The organism is Pseudomonas sp. FW305-96 (genome assembly GCF_058783825.1).
The window spans coordinates 1-23,264 of record NZ_JBYSYW010000040.1 but is presented as its reverse complement, the minus strand read 5'-3'; the positions used below and the strand labels follow the sequence as shown (position 1 = coordinate 23,264).

The 23,264-nt window shown below is 65.1% G+C and carries 20 protein-coding genes; 11 read left to right on the top strand and 9 right to left on the bottom strand.

Features of this window, described 5'->3' with window-relative positions; genetic code table 11:
- Nucleotides 1-83 precede the first annotated feature (83 nt).
- On the bottom strand, nt 84-377 hold the full coding sequence (locus AC3WL2_RS23055) for a hypothetical protein (RefSeq protein ID WP_023631497.1): 294 nt from the start codon (nt 375-377) through the stop codon (nt 84-86).
- 68 nt (nt 378-445) lie between these two features.
- On the opposite strand from AC3WL2_RS23055, the gene pbpC reads away from it, so the two are divergent.
- A complete protein-coding gene (gene pbpC, locus AC3WL2_RS23050; RefSeq protein ID WP_102684571.1) occupies nt 446-2,794 on the top strand; it encodes a peptidoglycan glycosyltransferase PbpC in 2,349 nt (782 codons plus the stop codon).
- Between the two features lie 15 nt (nt 2,795-2,809).
- On the opposite strand, the gene AC3WL2_RS23045 is transcribed toward pbpC, so the two are convergent.
- The 5 genes from AC3WL2_RS23045 to AC3WL2_RS23025 all read right to left on the bottom strand — a co-directional run bounded on the left by AC3WL2_RS23045 (nt 2,810) and on the right by AC3WL2_RS23025 (nt 8,253).
- Nucleotides 2,810-3,247 (bottom strand): cupin domain-containing protein, encoded by a 438-nt coding sequence (locus tag AC3WL2_RS23045; protein WP_102684557.1) that lies wholly within the window; start codon nt 3,245-3,247, stop codon nt 2,810-2,812.
- Between the two features lie 102 nt (nt 3,248-3,349).
- Nucleotides 3,350-4,255 carry a LysR family transcriptional regulator gene (locus AC3WL2_RS23040; protein ID WP_102684556.1) on the bottom strand — a complete coding sequence of 302 codons (906 nt, stop codon included), beginning with the start codon at nt 4,253-4,255 and terminating at the stop codon, nt 3,350-3,352.
- A gap of 58 nt (nt 4,256-4,313) precedes the next feature.
- The gene (trmA, locus tag AC3WL2_RS23035; RefSeq protein WP_102684555.1) at nt 4,314-5,399 is read right to left on the bottom strand and encodes a tRNA (uridine(54)-C5)-methyltransferase TrmA; all 1,086 of its coding nucleotides are present in this window, start codon (nt 5,397-5,399) and stop codon (nt 4,314-4,316) included.
- Nucleotides 5,396-6,691 (bottom strand): NCS2 family permease, encoded by a 1,296-nt coding sequence (locus tag AC3WL2_RS23030; protein ID WP_038707321.1) that lies wholly within the window; start codon nt 6,689-6,691, stop codon nt 5,396-5,398. The genes trmA and AC3WL2_RS23030 overlap by 4 nt, the downstream gene beginning before the upstream one ends.
- Before the next feature lie 341 nt (nt 6,692-7,032).
- On the bottom strand, nt 7,033-8,253 hold the full coding sequence (locus AC3WL2_RS23025) for an MFS transporter (protein ID WP_102684554.1): 1,221 nt from the start codon (nt 8,251-8,253) through the stop codon (nt 7,033-7,035).
- A gap of 341 nt (nt 8,254-8,594) precedes the next feature.
- Between AC3WL2_RS23025 and AC3WL2_RS23020 the strand changes: the two genes are divergently transcribed.
- Genes AC3WL2_RS23020 through AC3WL2_RS23010 form a run of 3 tightly spaced genes read left to right on the top strand, consistent with a single transcriptional unit; the run spans nt 8,595 to nt 11,193 of the window.
- Entirely contained in the window at nt 8,595-10,031 is a 1,437-nt protein-coding gene (locus AC3WL2_RS23020; RefSeq protein WP_102684553.1) for a cytochrome ubiquinol oxidase subunit I, read from the top strand.
- Between the two features lies 1 nt (nt 10,032).
- A complete protein-coding gene (cydB, locus tag AC3WL2_RS23015) occupies nt 10,033-11,040 on the top strand; it encodes a cytochrome d ubiquinol oxidase subunit II (protein ID WP_102684552.1) in 1,008 nt (335 codons plus the stop codon).
- 12 nt (nt 11,041-11,052) lie between these two features.
- A complete protein-coding gene (locus tag AC3WL2_RS23010; RefSeq protein WP_102684551.1) occupies nt 11,053-11,193 on the top strand; it encodes a DUF2474 domain-containing protein in 141 nt (46 codons plus the stop codon).
- Nucleotides 11,194-11,256: 63 nt separating this feature from the next.
- Here the strand turns inward: AC3WL2_RS23010 and AC3WL2_RS23005 are convergent, their stop codons facing one another.
- Nucleotides 11,257-12,381, bottom strand: a complete 1,125-nt coding sequence (locus AC3WL2_RS23005; protein WP_102684550.1) for a methyltransferase — start codon at nt 12,379-12,381, stop codon at nt 11,257-11,259.
- Between the two features lie 97 nt (nt 12,382-12,478).
- Nucleotides 12,479-13,183: an autoinducer binding domain-containing protein gene (locus AC3WL2_RS23000; RefSeq protein ID WP_102684549.1), complete on the bottom strand. Its 705-nt coding sequence runs from the start codon at nt 13,181-13,183 to the stop codon at nt 12,479-12,481.
- 215 nt (nt 13,184-13,398) lie between these two features.
- On the opposite strand from AC3WL2_RS23000, the gene AC3WL2_RS22995 reads away from it, so the two are divergent.
- A complete protein-coding gene (locus AC3WL2_RS22995) occupies nt 13,399-14,175 on the top strand; it encodes a ferredoxin--NADP reductase (protein ID WP_102684548.1) in 777 nt (258 codons plus the stop codon).
- Between the two features lie 68 nt (nt 14,176-14,243).
- On the opposite strand, the gene mscL is transcribed toward AC3WL2_RS22995, so the two are convergent.
- The gene (gene mscL / locus AC3WL2_RS22990) at nt 14,244-14,657 is read right to left on the bottom strand and encodes a large-conductance mechanosensitive channel protein MscL (RefSeq protein ID WP_046857209.1); all 414 of its coding nucleotides are present in this window, start codon (nt 14,655-14,657) and stop codon (nt 14,244-14,246) included.
- 178 nt (nt 14,658-14,835) lie between these two features.
- Here mscL and radA point away from each other — a divergent pair, with 178 nt between their 5' ends.
- From radA to AC3WL2_RS22960, 6 genes are all read left to right on the top strand, one after another.
- Nucleotides 14,836-16,203, top strand: coding sequence for a DNA repair protein RadA (radA, locus tag AC3WL2_RS22985; RefSeq protein WP_046857208.1), 1,368 nt, complete (start codon nt 14,836-14,838; stop codon nt 16,201-16,203).
- Between the two features lie 72 nt (nt 16,204-16,275).
- A complete protein-coding gene (locus AC3WL2_RS22980; RefSeq protein WP_102684547.1) occupies nt 16,276-16,779 on the top strand; it encodes an RNA polymerase sigma factor in 504 nt (167 codons plus the stop codon).
- A 68-nt stretch (nt 16,780-16,847) separates the two neighbouring features.
- Nucleotides 16,848-17,837, top strand: coding sequence for a FecR family protein (locus AC3WL2_RS22975; protein WP_102684546.1), 990 nt, complete (start codon nt 16,848-16,850; stop codon nt 17,835-17,837).
- Between the two features lie 195 nt (nt 17,838-18,032).
- On the top strand, nt 18,033-20,702 hold the full coding sequence (locus AC3WL2_RS22970) for a TonB-dependent receptor (protein ID WP_173862460.1): 2,670 nt from the start codon (nt 18,033-18,035) through the stop codon (nt 20,700-20,702).
- An 81-nt stretch (nt 20,703-20,783) separates the two neighbouring features.
- A complete protein-coding gene (locus AC3WL2_RS22965; RefSeq protein ID WP_102684544.1) occupies nt 20,784-21,401 on the top strand; it encodes a heme acquisition protein HasA in 618 nt (205 codons plus the stop codon).
- A 169-nt stretch (nt 21,402-21,570) separates the two neighbouring features.
- A partial coding sequence (locus AC3WL2_RS22960; RefSeq protein ID WP_102719682.1) for a type I secretion system permease/ATPase occupies nt 21,571-23,264 on the top strand: 1,694 nt, incomplete at its 3' end.

The window sequence follows — 23,264 nt, the reverse complement described above, 5'->3', positions numbered from 1 at the left end:
TGCAAGCTGCAAGCTGCAAGAGAAAGCAGTCAACGCAGGCTGCTTTCGACTTGCCGCTTGTAGCTCCAGGCTTGCAGCTGCTTTCAATGCACCACCCAGCTCAACACCCACAAGCCCAGCAATGCCCAGATGATCCCGAGGATGATCGATGCGCGCATGAATGCGCGGACCGCCGAGTACAGCAACATCAGGCCGACGATAAGCGCCAGGATGCTCACCAGCGAGGTGTCCATCCCCAGCGTGCGCGCCAGGCCATCGATGAAATTGCCACCGGCGTTGGCCAGCAGGTTGAACAACCCGCTCAAGCCATCGACGATGAACCGGATCACCGAACCCAGTGCCTGGCCCAGCCATTCGAAAAAACCTTCTACATGCATAGTCGCTTCCTGATCAACGAATCGGCGATTCCCAGCCTTTGGCCATCACCTGGCCCGGTCGGTTCCCGATGCCAAGCTTAGCGCGCCCGCGCCTGACCAGGCTGCTGCGGCGTGTCGCCGTCGGCGTGCTGCTGGGCATGGCCCTGCTGTGGCTGGCCGACCGGATCTGGCCATTGCCCATGCCGGGCGACGACCTGGCGCGGGTGGTGCTGGCCGAGGACGGCACGCCGTTGTGGCGCTTCGCCGATGCCGACGGCGTGTGGCGCTATCCGGTCAGCCCGCAGGAAGTCTCGCCGTTGTACCTTGAAGCCCTGCTCGCCTACGAGGATCGCTGGTTCTATCATCACCCCGGCGTCAATCCCATGGCCCTGGCCCGGGCCGCCTGGCTCAATTTTCGTGGCGGGCGGGTGGTGTCCGGCGGCAGCACCTTGTCGATGCAGGTGGCGCGCCTGCTCGACCCGCACGACCGCACCTTGCCCGGCAAGCTGCGCCAGCTGTGGCGCACGGCGCAGCTGGAGTGGCACCTGTCCAAGGACGAGATCTTGCAGCTGTACCTCAACCGGGCGCCGTTCGGCGGCACCTTGCAGGGCGTGGCGGCGGCCAGTTGGGCGTACTTGGGCAAGTCGCCGAAACACCTCACTCCGGCCGAAGCCGCGTTGCTCGCCGTGCTGCCCCAGGCGCCGAGCCGGCTGCGTCCGGATCGCCACCCTGAACGTGCCCAGCGTGCCCGGGACAAGGTGCTGCAGCGCCTGGCCGAGTACCAGGTGTGGCCAGCCCAGCGCATCGACGAGGCGCGTGAGGAGCCGCTGTTGCTGGCGCCACGTCAGGAGCCGGCGCTGGCGCCGCTGCTGGCCCGGCGCCTGAATACGCCGAACAGCCCGCCACTGATCCGTACCACCCTGGATGCCGCCTTGCAGCGCCGCCTCGAGGACTTGCTGATGGGCTGGCGCGCCCGCCTGCCCGAGCGCACCTCGGCGGCGTTGCTGGTGGTCGAGACCCAGAGCATGGCCGTGCGCGCGTATCTCGGCTCCATCGACTTGAACGATGAGCGCCGCTTCGGTCACGTGGACATGATCCACGCCCTGCGTTCGCCCGGCTCGACCCTCAAGCCGTTCCTCTACGCCATGGCCATGGACGACGGCCTGATCCACTCCGAATCGCTGTTGCAGGATGTGCCACGGCGCTACGGCGACTACCGCCCCGGCAACTTCTCCATGGGCTTCAGCGGCCCGGTGTCGGCCAGCTCGGCGCTGGCGCTGTCGCTCAACCTGCCGGCGGTGCAACTGCTCGAGGCCTACGGCCCGAAACGCTTCGCCGCGCAGATGCGCATGGGCGGGATGCCGCTGGTGCTGCCGCCGCTGGCCGAGCCGAACCTGTCGCTGATCCTCGGTGGCGCAGGCAGTCGCCTGGAGGAGCTGGTCGGTGGCTATGCCGCGCTGGCTCGTGGTGGGCTGAGCGCGCAGGTGCGCCTGCAACCGCAGGACCCGCTGGTGGAGCGCCGCTTGCTGTCGCCGGGGTCGGCCTGGATCACCCGGCGCATTCTCAGCGGCCTGGCGCGGCCGGACCGTGACCCCCACGCCGAGCTGGTGCAGCGTCCGCAATTGGCCTGGAAGACGGGCACCAGCTACGGCTTTCGCGATGCCTGGTCGGTGGGCGTCGGCCCGCGCTACCTGATCGGCGTGTGGATCGGCCGCCCCGACGGCACCCCGGTGCCGGGCCAGTTCGGCCTGGCCTCGGCGGCGCCATTGATGCTGCAGGTGCATGATCTGCTGAGCAACCGCGACAGCCAACGCGGTATCGAAGTGCCGGTCGAGCCTGTGCCCGATTCGGTCGGTGTGGCGGCGATCTGCTGGCCGCTGGGCCAGCCGATGAACCGTCAGGACCCGAACTGCCGTCGGCAACGTTTCGCCTGGACCCTCGACGCCACCACGCCACCGACCTTGCAGGCTGCCGACCAGCCGCTGGGGCTGGGTTTGCGCGAAACGGTGTGGCTCAACGAGCGCGCTTTGCGTGTCGATGCCTCTTGTCCCGGTGCCAAGGCCCATGACATCGCGCTGTGGCCGGCCCCGCTCGAACCGTGGTTGCCCAGCGCCGAACGCCGGGCAGCGCGGCTGCCGGCTGTCGATCCCACCTGCCCACCGCAGATGGCGGCCAGCGCGCCACCGCTGTCGATCGTCGGGGTGCGGGCCGGCGACAGCCTGCGTCGCCCGGCCACCAGCCATGAGCCGCTGCAGGTGCGAGTGTCGGCATTGGGTGGGGCGGGGCGGCGCTGGTGGTTCCTCAATGGCCAGCCCTTGGGCGAGACCCAAGGGCAGGACAGCCTGCAGGTAAGTTTCGAGCAGGCCGGGCGCATCGAGTTGAGTGCTTTGGATGAAAGCGGCGAGACGGCGCGGGTGGAGTTCCAGGTCAGCGAGTGAGCATGTTGCCCAGGCTCAGCCTTTGACCGGGTTCAGGTCGAAGGCACCGGCCTGGTACTGGAACAGCAGGCAATCGGCCGACGCGGTGCAGCCACTTTCATGCACGAGGTTGGCGGGCAGTTTGTAGTAGGCGCCTGCCGGGTACTCCACTCGCTTGCCATCGATCACCGCGTAGAAGGTTCCGCTCAACACCACGGTCGGCAGGGTCTGGCTGTGGGTATGCAGGCCATTGTCAGTGCCTTTGCGGAACTTCACGTAGGCCGAGTACGGCCCCTTGCCGAACAGGTTGCCTTCGACATTGGCGTAGCTCACCGCTCCGTGGGTTCCGGGCACCTGCTGCCATTTCAGCGAAGCGCTGTCAGGGACCGAACTCAGGGTGTCGCCAGCGGCGCTGGCGGTGGCGGCAATAGTGGCCAGGGTGAGGCCGGCGAACATTGTGTGCAGTACTTTCATGGGGAGGCTCCTTCGCCAAGTGACAATGGGCGAAGGTTAAACAATCAAGTTGCACACAAATACTTTGCCAGATGGCCATGTCCTGTGCGCTTTAAGCACAAATCAATTTTGCCATCGCGGCTCTGCGTAGTACGCCTGCACGTAGTCGAGCAGTGCCCGTACCTTGGGCGCCACATAGCGGCTCTGCGGGTAGACCGCGTACAAGGTGCGCGAGGGCAGCGACCAATCCGCCAGCACCGGCACCAGGCGCCCGTCGCGCAAGGCGTCGTGGGCGATGAAGCGGTCGAAGCTGGCGATCCCCAACCCACCGATCGCTGCCGCGCGCAGGGCCATCGGCGAATTGGCGCTCAGACGCTGGGGCATCAGCAACTCACGGCGCTCGCCGGCGGGGCCAGTCAGTTGCAGGCGCTGCGGATGCGGCAAGCGGCTGTAGCCGAGCAGCGGGTGGGCAGCCAGGGCGTCGGGGCTGGTCGGCGTGCCGTGGCGCTCCAGGTAGCCGGGAGCGGCCACCAGCACCACCTCGCTGTCTGCCAGCCTGCGGGCCACCAGGCTGGAGTCGGGCAGGTGGTCGGTGACCCTCAGGCAGACATCGATGTCTTCTTCCAGCAGGTCGATGAAGCGGTCGCTGCAATGCAGTTCGACCTGCAATCGCTCGTGACGTCCGACGAAGTCGGGTAGCCAGTGTCCGAGTTCCAGCTCGCCAAAGGCAGTGGCCACACCCAGGCGCAGCGTGCCGCTGGGCTGTTGTTGATGCTCGGACAGTTCAAGGTTCATGGCCTGCATCTGCTCGAGAATCCGCGTGCAGTGGCGATAGAACAGCGCGCCGGCTTCGGTCACTTGCAGGCGCCGGGTGGTGCGGTTGAGCAGTTGCGTGCCGAGATGGCGTTCGAGGTGCTTCACCTGGCGCGACAGCACAGTGTGGGAAACGCCCGCCTGGTGGGCGGCGGCGCTGAAGCTGCCGAGGTCGACGACCCGGCGGAAGGTCTGCATGGCGCTCAACTGGTCCAATGGCACATTACTCCTTGCAGCGAACGGCGGGGCCCTGGCGGCCCCGCGTCGTCGCGGGTCAGCGCCGAACCAGCAGCACCCCGCTTTCCATATGGTGGGTGTAGGGGAACTGGTCGAACAGCGCGCAGCGTTCGATACGGTGGGTATCGTGCAGCTGGGCGATGTTCTGCGCCAGGGTTTCCGGGTTGCAGGAGATGTACAGGATGCGCTCGAAGCGACGGGTCAGCTCGCAGGTGTCCGGGTCCATGCCGGCGCGCGGCGGGTCGACGAACACTGTGCCGAAGTCGTAGCTCTTCAGATCGATGCCTTCCAGCCGGCGGAACGGGCGGACCTCGTTCAGGGCCTGGGTCAGCTCTTCGGCCGACAGGCGCACCAGGCGCACGTTGTCCACGCCGTTCTCGTCGAGGTTGTGCAGGGCGGCGTTGACCGAGGTCTTGCTGATCTCGGTGGCCAGTACCTGGCGGGCGCGGGTGGCCAGCGGCAAGGTGAAGTTGCCGTTGCCGCAATATAGCTCGAGCAGGTCGTCCTGGCGCTCGCCCATGGCCTCGAAGGCCCAGCCGAGCATCTTCTGGTTCACCGCGCCGTTGGGCTGGGTGAATGCGCCTTCGGGCTGGCGATAGCTGAAGGTGCGCCCGGCGATGTCGAGCTTCTCCACCGCGTAGTCGCGGCCGATCACCACGCGCTTGCCTTTCGAGCGGCCGACCACGCTGACACCGAGGTCGGCGGCCAACTGCTGCGCGGCGGCCTCCCAGGCCTCGTCCAGCGGGCGGTGGTAGCACAGGGTGATCATTGCGTCACCGGCCAGGGTGGTGAGGAACTCCACCTGGAACAGCCGGTTGTCAAGGTCTTCATTGGCCTGCCAGGCGGCTTTCAGGCGCGGCATCAACGCATTGATGCGCTCGCTGGCGATCGGGAAGTCGTCGATCAGGATGGCCTTGTGCTTCTCGCCCGGGGCGAACATCGCATAGTGGCGCTGGCCGCCTTCGCGCCACAGGCGGAACTCGGCGCGCAGGCGGTACTGCCCGCGCGGCGAGTCGAACACGGCCGGCTCCGGCGCGTCGAAGGGCGCCAGCAGTTCGCGCAGGCGGGCGGCCTTGGCCGCCAGTTGCGTGTCGTATTGCGCGGGATCGTAGGCGGCACTCATGCGGGGAACCAACCCAGCTTGATGACGAAGAGAATGGACAGGATCACCAGTGCCGGGTTCAGGTCATGGCGACGGCCGGAGATCAGCTTGATGGCGGTCCAGGCGATGAAGCCGAAGGCGATGCCGTTGGCGATCGAGTAGGTCAGCGGCATGGCCAGGGCGGTCACCACCACCGGCGCGGCTTCGGTAACGTCGTCCCAGTTGATCTCGGCCAGGCCCGAAGCCATCAGTACGGCGACAAACAGCAGCGCCGGGGCGGTGGCGAAGGCCGGCACGCTGCCGGCCAGCGGGGCGAAGAACAGCGCCAGCAGGAACAGGATGGCGACCACGATGGCGGTCAGGCCGGTGCGCCCGCCGGCGCTCACGCCCGCTGCCGATTCGATGTAGCTGGTGGTGGTGGAGGTGCCCAGCAGCGAACCGGCCATGGCGGCGGTGCTGTCGGCGATCAGGGCGCGGCCCATCTTCGGCATGTGGCCGTCCTTGCCCATCAGGCCGGCGCGCTTGGCCACACCGATCAGGGTGCCGGAGTTGTCGAACAGATCGACGAACAGGAAGGCAAAGATCACGCTGATCAGGCCGACGTCCAGGGCGCCGGCGATGTCCAGTTGCAGGAAGGTCGGGGCCAGCGACGGCGGCATCGAGACCACCCCGCCGAACGGCGTGACGCCCAGCGCGATCGCGGCCACGGTAACCGCCAGGATACCGATCAGCACGGCGCCGCGAACCTTCAGCGATTCGAGGGCGACGATCAGGAAGAAGCCCAGGGTGGCGAGGATCGGCGCGGGCTTGCTGAGATCGCCCAGGCCCACCAGAGTGGCTGGGTTATCGACGACGATGCCGGCGTTATGCAGGGCGATCAGCGCCAGGAACAGGCCGATGCCGGCAGCAATGGCCGAGCGCAGTGGCAGTGGAATGCTGTTCACGATCCATTCGCGGATGCGGAAGATCGACAGCAGGAAGAACAGCACCGCGGAAAGGAACACCGCGCCCAGCGCCACCTGCCAGGTGTGGCCCATGTGCAGGACCACGGTGTAGGTGAAGAAGGCGTTCAGGCCCATGCCCGGCGCCAGGGCGATCGGGTAATTGGCGATGATGCCCATGGTCACCGAGCCGATGGCCGCGGCCAGGCAGGTGGCGACGAAAAGCGCGCCCTTGTCCATGCCGGTCTCGCCGAGGATGCTCGGGTTGACGAACAGGATGTAGGCCATGGCCAGGAAGGTGGTGACGCCCGCGAGAATCTCGGTGCGCACGTTGGTGTTGTGTGCTTTTAGTTGAAACAGCCTTTCCAGCATGCCTGCTCCCCGGGCGCCCTCGCGCCGTGAATGTATCGACCCCAACAGCAAAGCACAGACCGTACCGGGTGCCGTGGTTTTGTGCGGGGTGGAAAAAAGCCGCGCATCATACCAGCAAGGATGGCGGGGGCCTATGGCCATTGGGGAAGGCAATCGGGCAACGGTGTCGTCTTCCTGCACTGGCCTCATCGCTGGCAAGCCAGCTCCCACAGGGATGGCGCTTGGCTTGAAGGCGGCACGGTCGGTGTGGGAGCCGGCTTGCCGGCGAGAGGCCGGTGCAGGACAAACCAGCATGCTGCTCCCGCGCGAGATTGCCTAATCTCTGGGTGCCAGCAGGTCGATCAACCGTTATGCATACGGTCGCGATGGGTCAACGTCGGGAACAGCTTCATCCATACCCCGGTCACCAGCAGCGTGCCCACGCCGCCGAGCACCACCGCCGGGACTGTGCCAAACCAGTGCGCGGTCAGACCCGACTCGAACTCGCCGAGCTGGTTCGAGGCACCGATGAACAGCCCGTTCACCGCGCTTACCCGGCCGCGCATCTCGTCCGGCGTCTCCAGCTGCACGAAGGCGCCGCGGATGACCATGCTGATCATGTCCGCCGCGCCGAGCACCACCAGCACCGCCAGGGAGAACCAGAACGAGGTCGAGAGGCCGAAGGCGATGGTCGCCACGCCGAACACGCCGACCGAGGCGAACATGATCAGGCCTACCTTGCGCTCCACCGGGAAGCGCGCCAGCCACAGCGACATCAGCAGCGCGCCCACCGCCGGCGCCGAGCGCAGCAGGCCCAGGCCCCAGGCGCCGGTGAGCAGGATGTCCTTGGCGAACACTGGCAGCAGCGCGGTGGCGCCGCCCAGCAGCACGGCGAACAGGTCCAGGGAGATGGCGCCGAAGATGTCCGGGCGGCTGCGGATGAAGCGCACCCCGGCCAGCAGCGATTCCAGGTTGGCCCGACCGCGCTGGGGCAGTTGCTGGCGCGCGTCGAGGCTCAGGGTCAGCAGGCAGGCGATGAGGTAGAGGGCCACGGTCGGGCCGTACACCCAGGTACTGCCGAAGGCGTAGAGAAAGCCGCCGACCGCCGGGGCGACGATGGTCGCCGACTGGGTGGCCGACGCCGACGCCGCCACGGCCCGTGGGAACAGCCCTGGCGGTACCACGTTGGGCAGCAGCGCCTGGGTCGCCGGCATCTCGAACGAACGGGTGGCGCCGAGCAGGAAGGCCAGGATGAAGATCAGCTCGCGGCTGACGTTGTCGCTGACGCTGCCCAGGGCCAGCGCCAGGGCGATCAGCGCCTGCAGGGTCTGGCACAGGGCGGCTACCTTGCGTCGGTCGTAGCGGTCGGCGACATGGCCGGTATGCAGCATGAACAGCACCCGGGGCGCGAACTCGACCAGCCCGACCAGGCCCAGGTCGAGGACATTTCCGGTCAGTTGGTAGAGATGCCAGCCAATGGCCACGGTGAGCATCTGGAAGCCGCTGGCGGTGAATACGCGGGCCAGCCAGAAGGCCAGGAACGGGCGGTGATGACGCAGCAATTGCGGGGCGGAATCGGACATCGGGGGGCTGCAGCCTCGAGATAGAGGGGCCTGCAGGGTAACATCTGTTTGTAACAAATAGTTGCTGAAAGTCGCGTGGATCAACCATCGCGACTTCGCAAAAGAGGGTGAGGCAACGGGTCACGCGGCAATCAACCACACATCCGGATGGGTCATTCAGGACTATGCTTCCATTCAGTCGTTGATCTGGATCAATCGTTCCAGATGCAACGATCTTGGCCCTTGGGCCGGAATCCCCGCGATCGAACAGAACAATTCCAACGCGCCGCACTCGATACCCGTGGGGGCAGTGGGCGACAGGCCATGAGCCCGGTCGCCGGATTACCTGAAGAGGAAGCACCATGTTCGGATTGGAAGCCCTAGAGCTCGCCCGAATCCAGTTTGCCTTTACCGTGTCCTTTCACATCCTGTTCCCGGCCATCACCATTGGCCTGGCGAGCTACCTGGCGGTCCTCGAAGGCCTTTGGCTGAAGACCGGCGACAGCACCTACCGTGACCTCTATCACTTCTGGTCGAAGATCTTCGCCGTGAACTTCGGCATGGGGGTGGTCTCGGGCCTGGTCATGGCCTACCAGTTCGGTACCAACTGGAGCCAGTTCTCCGATTTTGCCGGTTCCATCACCGGCCCCCTGCTGACCTACGAGGTGCTCACGGCATTCTTCCTCGAGGCCGGTTTCCTCGGCGTCATGCTGTTCGGCTGGCACCGTGTCGGCCGGGGGTTGCACTTCTTCGCCACCTGCATGGTGGCGCTTGGCACGCTGGTGTCGACCTTCTGGATCCTCGCCTCCAACAGCTGGATGCAAACCCCCCAGGGCTACGAGATCGTCAATGGCCAGGTGATTCCGGTGGACTGGTTCGCGGTGATCTTCAACCCGTCCTTCCCCTATCGCCTGATGCACATGGCCACCGCGGCCTTCGTCGCCACCGCGTTCTTCGTCGGCGCCTCGGCGGCCTGGCACCTGCTGCGCGGGCGGGACAACCCGGCGGTGCGCAAGATGCTGTCGATGGCCATGTGGATGGCCCTGGTGGTGGCGCCGATCCAGGCCGTGATCGGCGACTTCCATGGTTTGAACACGCTCAAGCATCAACCGGTGAAGATCGCCGCCATCGAGGGCCACTGGGAGAACAAACCCGGCGAGCCGACGCCGCTGATCCTGTTTGGCATTCCCGACATGCAGGCCGAAACCACGCGCTTCAAGGTCGAGATCCCAGCCTTGGGCAGCCTGATCCTGACCCATAGCCTGGACAAGCAAGTGCCGGCGATGAAGGAGTTCCCACCTGAGGACCGACCCAACTCGACCATCGTGTTCTGGTCGTTCCGAGTCATGGTCGGTTTGGGCATGTTGATGATTTTTGTCGGCCTGTGGAGCCTGTGGCTGCGCAAGCGCGGCACCCTGTACAGCTCGCGGCCGTTCCTCTACCTGACCCTGTGGATGGGCCCGTCGGGGTTGATTGCGATCCTCGCCGGCTGGTTCACCACCGAGATCGGCCGCCAGCCGTGGGTGGTCTACGGGCTGATGCGCACCGCCGATGGGGTGTCCAACCATAGCTACGCGCAGTTGGGGTTCACCCTGGTGATGTTCGTGGTGGTCTACTTCGCGTTGTTCGGCACCGGTCTGGGCTACATGATGCGCCTGGTGCGCAAAGGGCCGAAGACTGGTGAAGGCGATGAGCACACCCCCGGTGGCCCTGGCCAGAAACGCACGCCGGCGCGGCCGCTGTCCGCCGCCGATGAAGGCCATGAGGCCGACTCCAGCAGCCTGAGCAAGGGGAACTGAGATGGGTATCGATCTTCCGCTGATCTGGGCCGTGATCATCATCTTTGGCGTCATGATGTATGTGGTAATGGATGGTTTCGACCTGGGCATCGGCATGCTCTTCCCCTTCGTCCAGGACGAGCGTGACCGCGATGTGATGATGAACACGGTCGCCCCGGTATGGGACGGCAACGAGACCTGGCTGGTGCTGGGCGGGGCAGCGCTGTTCGGGGCTTTCCCGCTGGCCTACTCGGTGGTGCTCGAGGCACTGTACCTGCCATTGATCCTGATGCTGGTGGGCCTGATCTTCCGTGGCGTGGCGTTCGAGTTCCGCTTCAAGGCCAGGGCCCACAGGCGTCATATCTGGGACAAGGCCTTCATCTGGGGCTCACTGGTGGCGACTTTCTTCCAGGGGGTGGCGCTGGGCGCGTTCATCGAAGGCTTCAAGGTGGTCGACCGTAAATTCACCGGCGGCACCCTGGATTGGCTGACCCCGTTCACCGTGTTTTCGGGCCTGGGCCTGATCGTCGCCTACACGCTGCTGGGCTGCACCTGGTTGATCATGAAGACCGAAGGGCCCTTGCAGCAGAAAATGCATGACATGGCCCGCCCCCTGGCGCTGGTGCTGCTGGTGGTCATCGGTATCGTCAGCCTGTGGACGCCGATCGCCTACCCGCAAATCGCCGAGCGCTGGTTCAGCATGCCCAACCTGATCTGGTTCATGCCGGTGCCGATTCTGGTGCTGGTGACCTTCTACGGGTTGCTGCGGGCGGTGGCGCGTAACGCCCACTACACCCCGTTCCTGCTGACGCTGGTGCTGATCTTCCTTGGCTACAGTGGGTTGGGCATCAGCTTGTGGCCGAACATCATCCCGCCGTCGATCAGCATCTGGGATGCCGCGGCGCCGCCACAGAGCCAAGGCTTCATGCTGGTGGGCACGCTGTTCATCCTGCCGTTCATCCTCGGGTACACCTATTGGAGCTACTACGTGTTCCGCGGCAAGGTGACCCATGAAGACGGCTATCACTAGGAGCGTCGGGTGATGAATGTCGAAGAGAAGAAACCGCTGTGGCAACGCCTGGGTTGGCTGGTGCTGATCTGGGGGGTGAGCGTGGCAGCGCTTGGGGTGGTGGCTTATGGCATGCGCATGTTCATGAGCGCGGCAGGCCTGAGTACTCACTGAGCCATTGAGTGATCGCGGGGCAAGTCGCAGCGGTGCACCGCTGCGACTTGCCCCGCGATGCTTTTATTTCCGGGCCTTGAGCACCACGAACTTCGGCGTCGCCGCGACCTGCTCGACACCCCGGAACAAGCGCGCCAGCTTGCTGTGGTAGCCCAGGTGGCGATTGCCGACGATGTACAGCGCGCCACCGACTTCCAGTGCCTCGCGGGCCTGCTGGAACATGCGCCAGGCGAGGAAGTCGCCGACCACCTGCTGCTGGTGGAACGGCGGGTTGCACAGCACCACGTCCAGCGATTGTTTCTCCTGCCCCGCCAGGCCGTCCGCAGCCTTGATCGTCACTTCGCGTTCGCCCAATGCCGCCCGCCAGTTCTCCCGCGCTGACTGCACCGCCATGTACGACTCGTCGACCAGGGTGAAATGCGCATCCGGATTGGCCAGGGCGCTGGCAATCGCCAGCACGCCATTGCCACAGCCAAGATCGGCTACGCGGGCGCGACCCAGGTCACGCGGCAGATGCGGCAGGAAGGCACGGGTGCCGATGTCCAGGCCTTCGCGGCAGAACACGTTGGCGTGGTTGACCAGCTCCAGGGGCGGCGTCTCCAGACGATAGCGGCTGGGGTAGGGGGAATGTGCGAGAGGCCGTTGCGTCACAGTGGCAATCAGCAGGCGCGCTTTCTTCTGCGCCAGCGACGCCTGCACCGGGCCGATGTACTTCTCCATAAGGTCGCCGGCGGCTCTGGGCAGGTGCTTGATCATCGCCCCGGCGATCACCTGGGCGCCAGGCGCCAATTGGCCCTGCAGGCGGATCAGTTGCTCCTCGAGCAGGGCCAGGGTCTTGGGCACGCGCACCAGCACGCGGTCGAACGGGCCCTGGAAGGGTTCACTGGCCGGGATGAAGGGTACGCTGTCGAACGGCTTGCCGTTACCCGCCAGGTTTTTCTCCAGGGCCAGGTGCGCCAGGTGCGAGTCGCCGCTGCTGGTCACGTCCAGGTGCCCGGCCAGGCTGGCGGCCAGGGCGCCGAAGCTGTCGTTGAGCACCAGCACCTTGCAGCCTGCGCCTGGTGCCTGGGCGGCCATGTGTTCCAGCAGGTACTGGTCGGCGGCATCGAACGCCAGCAGCGGGTCGTTGGCTTGCTCCGGCTGGCGGATCAGGTCGAGGTCGGCGAAGGGGCTGTTGAACAGGGGCATGGCGTGGGGCTCTGCTGCGAATCCTGCCCGGCGCGCTGTGCGCGGGCTTGCGGCGGGTGATTCTACAGGGCTTTGCGTCTGTGCGGGGGGCGGGCTGTCAGAGCAGGCCTCGCAGGGCGGCGATGGCGATGGCGCCGGCTTTGTTGGAGGCGTTGGTCTTGCTTATCACACTGCGGATATGAAAATTCACGGTACTGGTCGACAGCGAGAGAATCATCGCCACGTCGGCGGCGGTCTTGCCGGCGGCGGACCACTTGAGCACTTCAAGCTCGCGTTCGCTCAATTGCGGCAGCGGGCTGTACTTCGCCAGGTGGTGCGTGCTGAGGGCGGCGTGCAAGGTGTTGCACAGCCACATTACCTGGGCGCTCTTCTCGAACAGTTCGTCACGAGAGACTGCACCTTTGGCCCTGGAGACGCTCAACTGGCTTTCGTTGTGCTGCTGGTCGTGCACTGACTGGCTCCAGCCATGGGTCATGCCGTAGGCAGTGGCGGCCTCCCGCAGCTGAGGCACCTCGTGGAACAGTTCGTCGTTCCAGACCAGCGGCAGCGTCGTATGGTGGCATTTTGATACTGATGGGTCTATCTTGATGAAGTCTTCAGCCTGGTAGCGCGCATTCCAGGCGCTTGGGTAGTTGTTGTAGAGGATCACCTGGGGGCCACGAGCAGCCACATGCAGGTGCAGCGTCAGGCCGACGAACTCCATGTCCAGTGCCTGGGCCAGTTGCACGGCCTGGCCGAACAACCGCTGCGGTTCCTGCTCCTCCAGCAGTTGCTGGAGGAGCTCACTCTTCCAATGTGGCATCGATGAAGCTCCCTTTGCGTCTCTGTGGATCCAAAGTCAGCATTGCACGGTCCGTAGTGTAGGAAATCTCCTAACGGTGTGCTGGGTTTTTTTGTTATAGCTGCCACGCATCCTTAGTTGTTTGCGCTTGGTGTCATGGCATGCCCTACAAATCGACGGTGTTTATCTCCGTTACTTTGCGCGACACTGTGCGCACTTGATTCGTGGAGCCCGTCATGACCGCCAGCGCCGACAAATTCACCCGCCAGACCCTGCTCGGCGTCCAGCCCCTGACCCCCAACCTGTTTTCCCTGCGCGTCACCCGCGATGCAGGCTTTCGCTTTCGTGCGGGGCAGTTCGCCCGGCTGGGCGTGAGCAAGGCAGATGGCAGCGTCGTCTGGCGCGCCTATTCCATGGTGAGCGCGCCCCATGACGAACATCTCGACTTCTTTTCCATCGTGGTGCCCGGTGGGGAGTTCACCAGTGAGCTGAGCCGCTTCGGCGAAGGCGACACCCTGCTGATCGACCGCCAGGCCTTCGGTTACCTGACCCTTGACCGCTTCGTTGGCGGTCGTGACCTGTGGCTGCTGGCCACTGGCACCGGCATCGCACCGTTCATGTCGATCCTGCAGGATTTCGAGGCCTGGGAGCGCTTCGACAACATCAAGCTGGTGTATTCGGTGCGCGAGGCGAAGGAGCTGGCGTATGTCGATGAAATCGCCGCGCTGGAACAGCGCGACTACCTGGCGGAGTACGCGGGCAAGCTGCAGTTCATTCCGGTGGTCACCCGAGAGCAGCATCCAGGTGCGTTGAATGCGCGGATCACCACGTTGATCGAGAACGGTGAACTGGAAAAGGCGGCGGGGTTGGCGCTTTCGCCGGAGCATTCACGGATCATGCTGTGTGGCAACCCGGAGATGATCGACGAGACGCGCAAGGTGCTCAAGGCGCGGGACTTGCAACTGAGCCTGAGCAAGCGGCCGGGGCAGGTGGCGGTGGAGAACTACTGGTAAGGAACAATGGCGCCTTTTGAATCGCCGTCACTGGGGCCGCTGCAAAGCGGCCCCAGTCGTTTTGTGCTTCAGGGCTGGCGATTCTGCGCCTTGAGCAGGTCACGAATCTCGGTCAGCAGGGTTTCCTCGGCGCTGGGCACCGGCGGAGCGGTCGGTGCCACTGCCTCTTCGCGCTTGAGGCGGTTGATCACTTTCACACCCATGAAGATGGCGAAGGCGACGATGATGAAGTCGAGCACGGTCTGGATGAATTTGCCGTAGGCCAGCATTACGGCCGGCACATCGCCTTCGGCAGCCTTGAGCGTGATGGCCAGGTCGCTGAAGTCGACACCGCCGATCAGCAGGCCGATGGGGGGCATGATCACGTCACCGACGAAGGACGAAACGATCTTGCCGAACGCCGCGCCGATGATGATACCCACCGCCATGTCGACGACATTTCCCTTGACCGCGAAGGCCTTGAATTCACTGAGCATGCCCATGCTGTATTCCTTTGTTACGAATGGAGAGGTAAACGCAGTGTAAGCCACTAAAACGCTTCATGCGTGACGTTCGCAGCTACAGACTGTTTATAGAGCGAATAGTTTTGTCGCCCGCCGAGGGCTCCGGGGCACGTCCGTGTTCGGCTATCATGGCGGTTTTTTCCAGGAGACCCAGCCCATGGCCAAGGCCAAGCGTTTGTATGGCTGCACCGAGTGCGGCGCGACCTTCCCCAAGTGGGCCGGGCAGTGTGGCGAGTGCGGGGCCTGGAACACCCTGGTCGAGAGCATGATCGAAAGCGGCGGCGCCGCGGCACCGAGCGGGCGCACCGGCTGGACCGGGCAGCAGGCGCAGATCAAGACCCTGGCCGAAGTGAGCGTCGAGGAGATCCCGCGCTTCACCACCAGCAGCACCGAACTCGACCGTGTGCTGGGCGGCGGCCTGGTGGATGGGTCGGTGGTGCTGATCGGGGGCGATCCGGGTATCGGCAAATCGACCATCCTCCTGCAGACCCTGTGCAACATCGCCGTGCAGATGCCGGCGCTGTATGTCACCGGCGAGGAGTCGCAGCAGCAGGTGGCCATGCGCTCTCGACGCCTGGGCCTGCCCCAGGACCAGCTCAAGGTCATGACCGAAACCTGCATCGAGACCATCATCGCCACCGCGCGCCAGGAAAAGCCGCGGGTGATGGTGATCGACTCGATCCAGACCATCTTCACCGAACAACTGCAGTCGGCGCCGGGTGGCGTGGCCCAGGTGCGCGAGAGCACGGCATTGCTGGTGCGCTACGCCAAGCAGAGCGGCACGGCGATCTTCCTGGTCGGCCATGTCACCAAGGAGGGCTCGTTGGCCGGTCCACGGGTGCTCGAGCACATGGTCGACACCGTGCTGTATTTCGAGGGCGAGTCCGATGGCCGCCTGCGCCTGCTGCGCGCAGTGAAAAACCGCTTTGGCGCGGTCAACGAACTGGGCGTGTTCGGCATGACCGACCGCGGCCTCAAGGAAGTTTCCAATCCGTCGGCGATCTTCCTCAACCGCACCCAGGAAGAGGTACCCGGCAGCGTGGTCATGGCTACCTGGGAGGGCACCCGGCCGATGTTGGTGGAAGTCCAGGCGCTGGTCGACGACAGCCACCTGGCCAACCCACGGCGGGTGACCCTGGGCCTGGACCAGAATCGCCTGGCCATGCTGCTGGCGGTGCTGCACCGGCACGGTGGCATCCCCACCCACGACCAGGACGTGTTCCTCAACGTCGTGGGTGGCGTGAAGGTGCTCGAGACTGCCTCCGACCTCGCGTTGCTGGCGGCGGTGATGTCCAGCCTGCGCAACCGGCCGTTGGCCCATGGCCTGCTGGTGTTCGGCGAGATCGGCCTGTCGGGCGAAGTGCGCCCGGTGCCCAGTGGCCAGGAGCGTCTGAAGGAGGCGGCCAAGCATGGCTTCAAGCGTGCCATCGTGCCCAAGGGCAACGCACCGAAAGAGGCTCCCGCCGGGTTGCAGGTGATTGCCGTGACCCGTCTGGAACAAGCGCTGGATGCACTGTTCGAGTAGGTCATTTTCTTGTAAGTGATTCTCAATAACGAGTAGCATACCGCCACCTTGCGACCACCTCATGGAGCGCGTGTGGCGGAGTTAGACCTCAAGCGGCTGTTTCTCAAGCACGCGAAAAACCTTCAAGGCCTGCTCTCGCGCAAGGTGCGCGACCCACAGCTGGCCGCTGACCTTGTGCAGGACAGTTTCCTGCGCTTGGCCGAGCAGCAGCGTACCGAGACCATCGACAACGCCCAGGCGTACCTTTATCGCACCGCGCACAACCTGATGATCGATCACGTGCGTCAGCAGCAAAGGCGCAAGACCGACACGGTGCCCCACGAGGCTTTCGAGGCGCTCGTCGAGGATGGCCCCGGGCTCGAGGAGCAAGCCGTGCGCGAGCAGCACCTGCGTCGCCTGCAGACGATCCTTGGCGAGTTGCCCGAGCGCACCCGGGAAATCTTCCGCCTCAACCGCCTGGAAGGCATGACCCATGCCGAGGTTGCCCGGCAACTGGGGATCTCCGACAGCTCGGTGCAAAAGCATCTGGCCAAGGCCCTGGCCTATGTGATGCAGTGCCTGCAGGAAACCGAATGACCAACGGTTTACTGACAAATGCCGCTTCAGACGTCAGCCCAGACATAACCAGATCGCGAGAGAACCGTGTGAGCAGCCAGAACGAGCAAGCCATCCGCGAGCAGGCCGCCGAGTGGGTGGTGCTGGAAGGGGGCGGCCCCCTGAGCCCGGCGCAGCAGCTGGCGTTGGCGCAATGGTGCGGCAGCGATCCGCGCCATGCACGGGCCTATGCCTTCGCCCAGGCGATCTGGGCCGATCTCGGGCAGGTGGCGAGCCTGGCACCGACAACGCCGCACCGGGCGCCAGTAGCCCGGGCCGAGCGTCCGCGTGGCCGGCGTCGGCCGACGCGGCTGCGCTGGGCGGTGGCCAGTAGTGCGTTGCTGCTGTTGGCAATACTGGGTGTCGAACAAGGCCCTCGATTACTGCTCGACTGGCGTGCCGACTACGCTGCGGCTGGCGAAGTGCGCCGCGTCAGCCTACCCGATGGCAGCCAGGTCGATCTGGACAGCGGCAGTGCCGTACAGCTCGACTTCGATGGTCGGCAGCGTCGGGTGCGCCTGCTGGCGGGGGAGGCGGTGTTCAGTGCGGCGCCGGTCAGCGCGGATGAGCCGCGGCCCTTCGTGGTCGAATATGCCGGTGCCACCAGCCAGGCACTGGGCACCCGATTCGTGGTGGGCAAGGCGGGTGATGGCGGCTGGGTGGGCATGCTCGAGCACAGTGTCGACGTGCGCCTGCAAACGGCGCCGACCCAGGGGGCCGCCCATCAGCTCCTGCAGGAGGGGCAGGCAGTGCGCTACGACCAGGCCCAGGGTATCCGGCCATGGAGTGGCCACGATCTGCAGCGCGCCACCGACTGGCAGCGAGGTGTGCTGGTGTTCGAGCGCCAGCCTCTGGCCGAGGTGGTCGAGCGCCTGAACCGTTATCGCGATGGCCGCCTGATGGTGGTCGATGGCACGCTGGCGCAGCGGGAAGTGAGCGGGGTGTTCCGCCTCGACAACCTGGCCGTCGCCGCCGATACCCTTACCCGCGAGCTGAAGGCCAAGCGCCTGCAGTTACCGGGTTTGACCGTGATCTACTGAGTCTTTCGCAAAAACTTTCATCTGGTGTTACTGAGTTTTCCCGCGTTGCTCGTCTGACTGTTGAGATTGATTTTCATTACTAGAAAACGCCAACAGACGAGACGCGCAGTGAGCACGCAATCAACTCGACCCCTCCGGCCTCTGAGCCGCATCGCCCTTGCCGGCAGCCTGGCCCTGGGCCCCTGCACCCTGCCGATGGGGATCGGCATGGTGCAGGCTGCTACCGCCGCCAGCAGCGCCAGGCACACCGTCATTCAGTTCGACATCCCTGCCCAGGCCCTCGACAGTGCCGTCCTGGCCTATGCCGAGCAGTCCGGGGTGCAGGTGTTCTTCGACAGCCGAACCCTGGCTGGCTTGCAAAGCGAAGGCCTGCACGGCGGTTACAGCGTCGAAGAGGGGTTGCACCGGTTACTGCGCGGCATGCCCGTACGCTATCGCTTCAGTGCTCCGGACCAAGTAGGCCTGGAGCGCCTGGCGGAGGGTGGCCAGGTCATGGAACTGGGCGCCACCCATATTGACTCGATGCGTGACGGCGACTGGGTCTACCAGACGCCTCGCTCGGTCAGCGTGATCACCCGCGAGCAGATCGACAAACGCCCGCCGCGCCACGCTGCCGACCTGCTCGAGCAGACTGCCGGGGTGTACACAGCGGTCAACCAGCGCGACCCCGGGCTGTCGGTGAACATCCGCGGGGTGCAGGATTATGGCCGAGTCAACATGAACATCGATGGCATGCGCCAGAACTTCAGTGTCAACGGCCACCAGCAGCGCAACGGCACGATGTTCATCGACCCGGAGTTCATCCAGGGTGTGGAAATCGACAAGGGCACCTCTGCCGGCATGGGGGGCGCCGGGGTGATCGGTGGCATCGCCAGTTTCAATACCGTCGAGGCCCGTGACCTGCTGGGCGCCGGCAAGGAAGTAGGCGGTCGCCTGCGCGCCGGCCATGGAATCGGCGAGCTGGGCAATGGCACGTACTTCAACGGCAGTGCGCTGTTTGCTGCCGGCAACGAGATAGGCGACATCCTCGTCGGCTACAGCGAGCGGCACTTCGGCGACTACCGCAGCGGCACGCAGAATGCCGACAACCTGGGCACGCAGATCCGCGGCAAGCTGGAGAATCGCGAGGCCTGGAAGAGCTGGCTGCACGGTGAAGTCGGGGCGATGGACAGCATCACCCGCTCCCAACTGTTCAAGTTCGGCATCAACCTGCCTGAGCATCAGCGCCTGCAGTTCAGCTACTTCGAGACCGATGCCGACAGCAAGGATGCCTGGACCTACAACGACAGCAACAGTAACCGCTATTACTACCGGGTCACCGGGACCAATGACATCAATGCGAAGAACGCTGCAGTCGACTACAGCTTCTCGCCCGACAACGACCTGATCGATCTCAAGGCCAAGCTTTATTACGTAACCACCCGCCAGGACCGCTGGAACGCCGACAACATGTCCAGCGTGGGTACCGGCAACCGTGTCGAGGCCTATACCGACCGCTTCCAGACCGACACCTGGGGGCTACAGGTGCAGAACACCTCGCGCTGGCACTTCGGGCAGGTCGACACCTTGAGTTTCAACTATGGCACCGAGCTGTTCCAGGACAGTTTCCGTCCCAGCACGGACCGTGTCGCCGCCCAGAACGAAGTGGAATCGCTGCCCTATGTGCAAGGTGCCAATCCCAAAGGTAAGCGGATCATGGCCAGCCTGTTCGGCAATCTCACCTACGAGCATGACGACTGGCTCAGTCTGGATGCCGGTTTGCGTTATGACCGCTACCGGCTGAGCGGCAAGACCGGCGTCACCACCTGGATGTACCCCGAGGGGGTCACCGAGGTCAGCCTTTCGCGCCAGCAGACCCACATGATTTTCGACGAGCAGACGGAGGAAGGCCGTTTCTCGCCAACCTTCGGTATTGCGGTCAAGCCAGGGCCGGACTGGTTGCAGGTCTACACCCGCTGGGGCCGTGGCTGGCGTCCGCCGGCGGTGACCGAGGTGTTCATGAGCGGCCGCCCACATGCCGGCGGCAGTGCCGAGATGGTCTATCCCAACCCGTTTCTCAAGGCCGAGGAATCGCACAACTGGGAGTTGGGGCTGAACATTTTCAAGGAGTCGCTGCTGCGCGACGGCGATCGGTTCGGCGCCAAGGTCGCCTACTTCGACACCCGCATCGACAACTTCTCGTTTCTCGACACCAATGTCTCGTTGCCCGGCAGCAGCGTGGCGGGTATCGCGCTGGGTCGCTCGGCCTACCAGAACAACCTGGAGACCACGCGCTTTCGCGGCGTGGAATACAGCCTGGATTACGACGCCGGCGCCTACTACGGGCAGCTCAGCTACACCCACATGATCGGCAGCAACGAGTTCTGCTCCAACCAGTTCTACATGGGCGGCGCACAGCGGCTGGTCAGCGCCGGCACCGTCATGCGCCCGGTCCGTGTGGGCAGCCGCATCATCATGCTGCCGGTGCGGGTATCACGCGCCGAGGGTGCCGCAGACACCAACAACATCGTCAGCTGCGGCGACATCATGGGCAACGCTTCCTATATGCCTGCAGACCGCGGTGCGCTGACCTTGGGCATGCGCCTGCTCGATCGCACCCTGGATGTAGGCATGCGTGTGCGCTACAGCGAAGGCAATGGCGAAAACCTCAAGAGCCATACCTACAACCAGATCGATCAGGCGCAGTGGCCCCAGTACACCGTCTATGACCTGTACGCCAGCTACTGGATGACTTCCAGCCTGAACCTGGCCCTTTCCCTGGAAAACGCCACCGATGAGGCCTACTTCGTGGCGATGGGCGACGGCAACAACCTGTCGCTGGCCCGTGGTCGCACCTTGAGCGGCATGCTCGAGTACCGCTTCTGATTCAACCGGGTTTGCCCATTCGGGCGACGCGAAGGCACGGAACACGCCTTCGTCATAACTGTGCAACAACGAGGAACTGTCATGACCCTTTCCGTTAACTACGACGCCGCTTTCGCCAGCTCCACCGTCGACGATTACCTGGCCTTCTGGAGCGCCGGCTTCGTCACCGCCGGCCACGGCTACAGCAACACCGGCGGCTTCAGCAACGGCACTTTCGACGGCGACCAATACGCCACCCACGGTCGCAACAGCTCGGATTACGCCTTCATTGCCGACAGCGACAGCGCCAACGGCCTGCACTACGTGTTCGACCCATCGAAGGCACCGGGCGACAACCTCAATCACTACCTGTGGGGTTCGCTCGACAACGTTTCCCTGGGCGAAGTGCTCGGCGGCGGCAGCGGCAGCGACTTCACCCTGGGCAACTACGTGGTCAGCTTCAACGGCCTTGACCTGGATGCCGCGCAGGGCGCAGGTCGTGCCGGCAACGAAGTGCAGAGCGTGATCTACGGCCTGATGCAGGGCAACACCTCGGCCCTGGAGGGCGTGCTCGACAACCTGCTGGCCGGTTTTGGCGTGTCCACCAACAGCACCTTCGCCGAGATCGGCGCGGCCCTGGCCGCAGGCCCCGCTCACGCGGCCTCCGCCGAAGCGGTCGGCGTGCAGGCGCTGCCTGAGGACCTGGCCCTGGCGGCCTGAGCGCAGGCATGAAAAAGCGAATGGAAGGTCACCCTGCCATTCGCTGATCTGATGCACTTACCCCGCAGCCCGTGTCTTTGCCGGGCCCAGGCTGCGGCGGTGCGAATTCTGTGGCGACGATGGCGCGAATGCAATCGCCTGTCGGCGCCTTCTACGAGGTTTCCAACAAATGCGAACCGCTCCCGCCGCGGCCAACGAAGTGCTGCGGGCGCTCAAGGCCTGCCGTGCCGGGCTTGGCAACGTCGCGTTGTTCACCGCGGTGATCAATGTGCTGATGCTGGCGCCGGCGCTGTACATGCTGCAGGTCTATGATCGGGTCTTGTCGTCGCGCAACGAGATGACCCTGTTGATGCTCAGCCTCATGGTGCTTGGGGTGTTCGCCTTCATGGGGCTGCTGGAGTGGCTGCGCAGCCAGGTGGTGATCCGCCTGGGCACGCGCATGGACATGGACCTCAACCCGCGGGTGTTCGAGGCGGCCTACGAGGCCAGCCTGGCCGGGCACAAAGGTGCGGCGGGGCAGATGCTCGCCGATCTGACCGCGCTGCGCCAGTTCGCCACCGGCCAGGCGTTGTTCGCCTTCTTCGATGCGCCGTGGTTCCCGGTGTACCTGTTGGTGATGTTCATGTTCAGCCCGTGGCTGGGCCTGATGGCGCTGGCGGGCGCGGTGTTGCTGACGGTGCTGGCGTGGGTCAACGAGCGCATGACCCAGGCGCCGTTTGCACAAGCCGGGCAACTGTCGCAGCAGGCGGGCCTGGAGGCCAGCGCCAACCTGCGCAATGCCGAAGTGATCGAGGCCATGGGCATGCTCGGCGCCGTGCGCCAGCGCTGGGCACGGTTGCATCATGGGTTTCTGGCCCGGCAGAACCTGGGCAGCGAGCGTACCGCGGCGGTCACCGCGCTGACCAAGACCGTGCGCCTGGCCTTGCAGTCGCTGGTGCTCGGGCTGGGCGCCTGGCTGGCCATCGAACAATTGATCACCCCGGGGATGATGATCGCCGGCTCCATCCTCATGGCCCGCGTGCTGGCGCCGATCGACCAGTTGATCGGTGCCTGGCGTCAATGGAGCGGTGCGCGCCTGGCCTATCAGCGTCTGAGCGAGTTGCTGCAGGCCCAGCCGCCGCGCCAGGCGGGCATGCCGATGCCGGCCCCGCTGGGCAAACTCACCGTCGAGCAGGTGGGTGCGACGCAACCGGGCAGCAGTCGCCTGTGCCTGAACAACTTGGGTTTCGAACTGCCGGGGGGCGAGTCGCTGGGGATCATCGGCCCTTCGGGGTCGGGCAAGTCGACCCTGGCGCGGCTGCTGGTCGGCTCCGGCGCGCCGATCACTGGCAAGGTGCGCCTGGACGGCGCCGACCTGCGGACCTGGGACCGTGGCGCGCTGGGTCAGCATATCGGCTACCTGCCGCAGGATGTGCAGCTGTTCGCCGGCAGCATTGCCGACAACATCGCCCGCCTGGGCCTTGTCGACGCCCAGCAAGTGGTCGCTGCGGCGCAGCTGGCGGGCGTGCACGACATGATCCTCGCGCTGCCGGGTGGTTACGACACGCTGCTGGGGGAGGGCGGCATGGGGCTTTCCGGTGGCCAGCGCCAGCGCATCGGCCTGGCACGCGCGCTGTACGGGCTGCCGGCGCTGATCGTGCTCGACGAACCCAACTCCAACCTAGATGAGGCCGGTGAGCGGGCGCTGGTCGAGGCCATTGCCAGGCTGCGCGAGTACAAGCGCACGCTGATCCTGATCACCCACAAGTCCTCGCTGCTGGCCGGTCTGGACAACCTGTTGATGCTCAAGGGCGGCCAGCTGCAAGCCTTCGGCCCCACCGCGAGGGTACTGCAGGACGCCCAACGGGCTGCTCGGCCCGCCCC

Coding starts and splice junctions, on each gene's coding strand:
- AC3WL2_RS22995 (WP_102684548.1), top strand. CDS start 13,399: ATGACCGCCAGCGCCGACAAATTCACCCGCCAGACCCTGCTCGGCGTC.
- pbpC (WP_102684571.1), top strand. CDS start 446: ATGCCAAGCTTAGCGCGCCCGCGCCTGACCAGGCTGCTGCGGCGTGTC.
- radA (WP_046857208.1), top strand. CDS start 14,836: ATGGCCAAGGCCAAGCGTTTGTATGGCTGCACCGAGTGCGGCGCGACC.
- AC3WL2_RS22965 (WP_102684544.1), top strand. CDS start 20,784: ATGACCCTTTCCGTTAACTACGACGCCGCTTTCGCCAGCTCCACCGTC.
- AC3WL2_RS23000 (WP_102684549.1), bottom strand. CDS start 13,183: ATGCCACATTGGAAGAGTGAGCTCCTCCAGCAACTGCTGGAGGAGCAG.
- AC3WL2_RS23025 (WP_102684554.1), bottom strand. CDS start 8,253: ATGTCCGATTCCGCCCCGCAATTGCTGCGTCATCACCGCCCGTTCCTG.
- AC3WL2_RS23020 (WP_102684553.1), top strand. CDS start 8,595: ATGTTCGGATTGGAAGCCCTAGAGCTCGCCCGAATCCAGTTTGCCTTT.
- AC3WL2_RS23030 (WP_038707321.1), bottom strand. CDS start 6,691: ATGCTGGAAAGGCTGTTTCAACTAAAAGCACACAACACCAACGTGCGC.
- mscL (WP_046857209.1), bottom strand. CDS start 14,657: ATGGGCATGCTCAGTGAATTCAAGGCCTTCGCGGTCAAGGGAAATGTC.
- cydB (WP_102684552.1), top strand. CDS start 10,033: ATGGGTATCGATCTTCCGCTGATCTGGGCCGTGATCATCATCTTTGGC.
- AC3WL2_RS23010 (WP_102684551.1), top strand. CDS start 11,053: ATGAATGTCGAAGAGAAGAAACCGCTGTGGCAACGCCTGGGTTGGCTG.
- AC3WL2_RS23045 (WP_102684557.1), bottom strand. CDS start 3,247: ATGAAAGTACTGCACACAATGTTCGCCGGCCTCACCCTGGCCACTATT.
- AC3WL2_RS22970 (WP_173862460.1), top strand. CDS start 18,033: ATGGGGATCGGCATGGTGCAGGCTGCTACCGCCGCCAGCAGCGCCAGG.
- AC3WL2_RS23005 (WP_102684550.1), bottom strand. CDS start 12,381: ATGCCCCTGTTCAACAGCCCCTTCGCCGACCTCGACCTGATCCGCCAG.
- trmA (WP_102684555.1), bottom strand. CDS start 5,399: ATGAGTGCCGCCTACGATCCCGCGCAATACGACACGCAACTGGCGGCC.
- AC3WL2_RS23055 (WP_023631497.1), bottom strand. CDS start 377: ATGCATGTAGAAGGTTTTTTCGAATGGCTGGGCCAGGCACTGGGTTCG.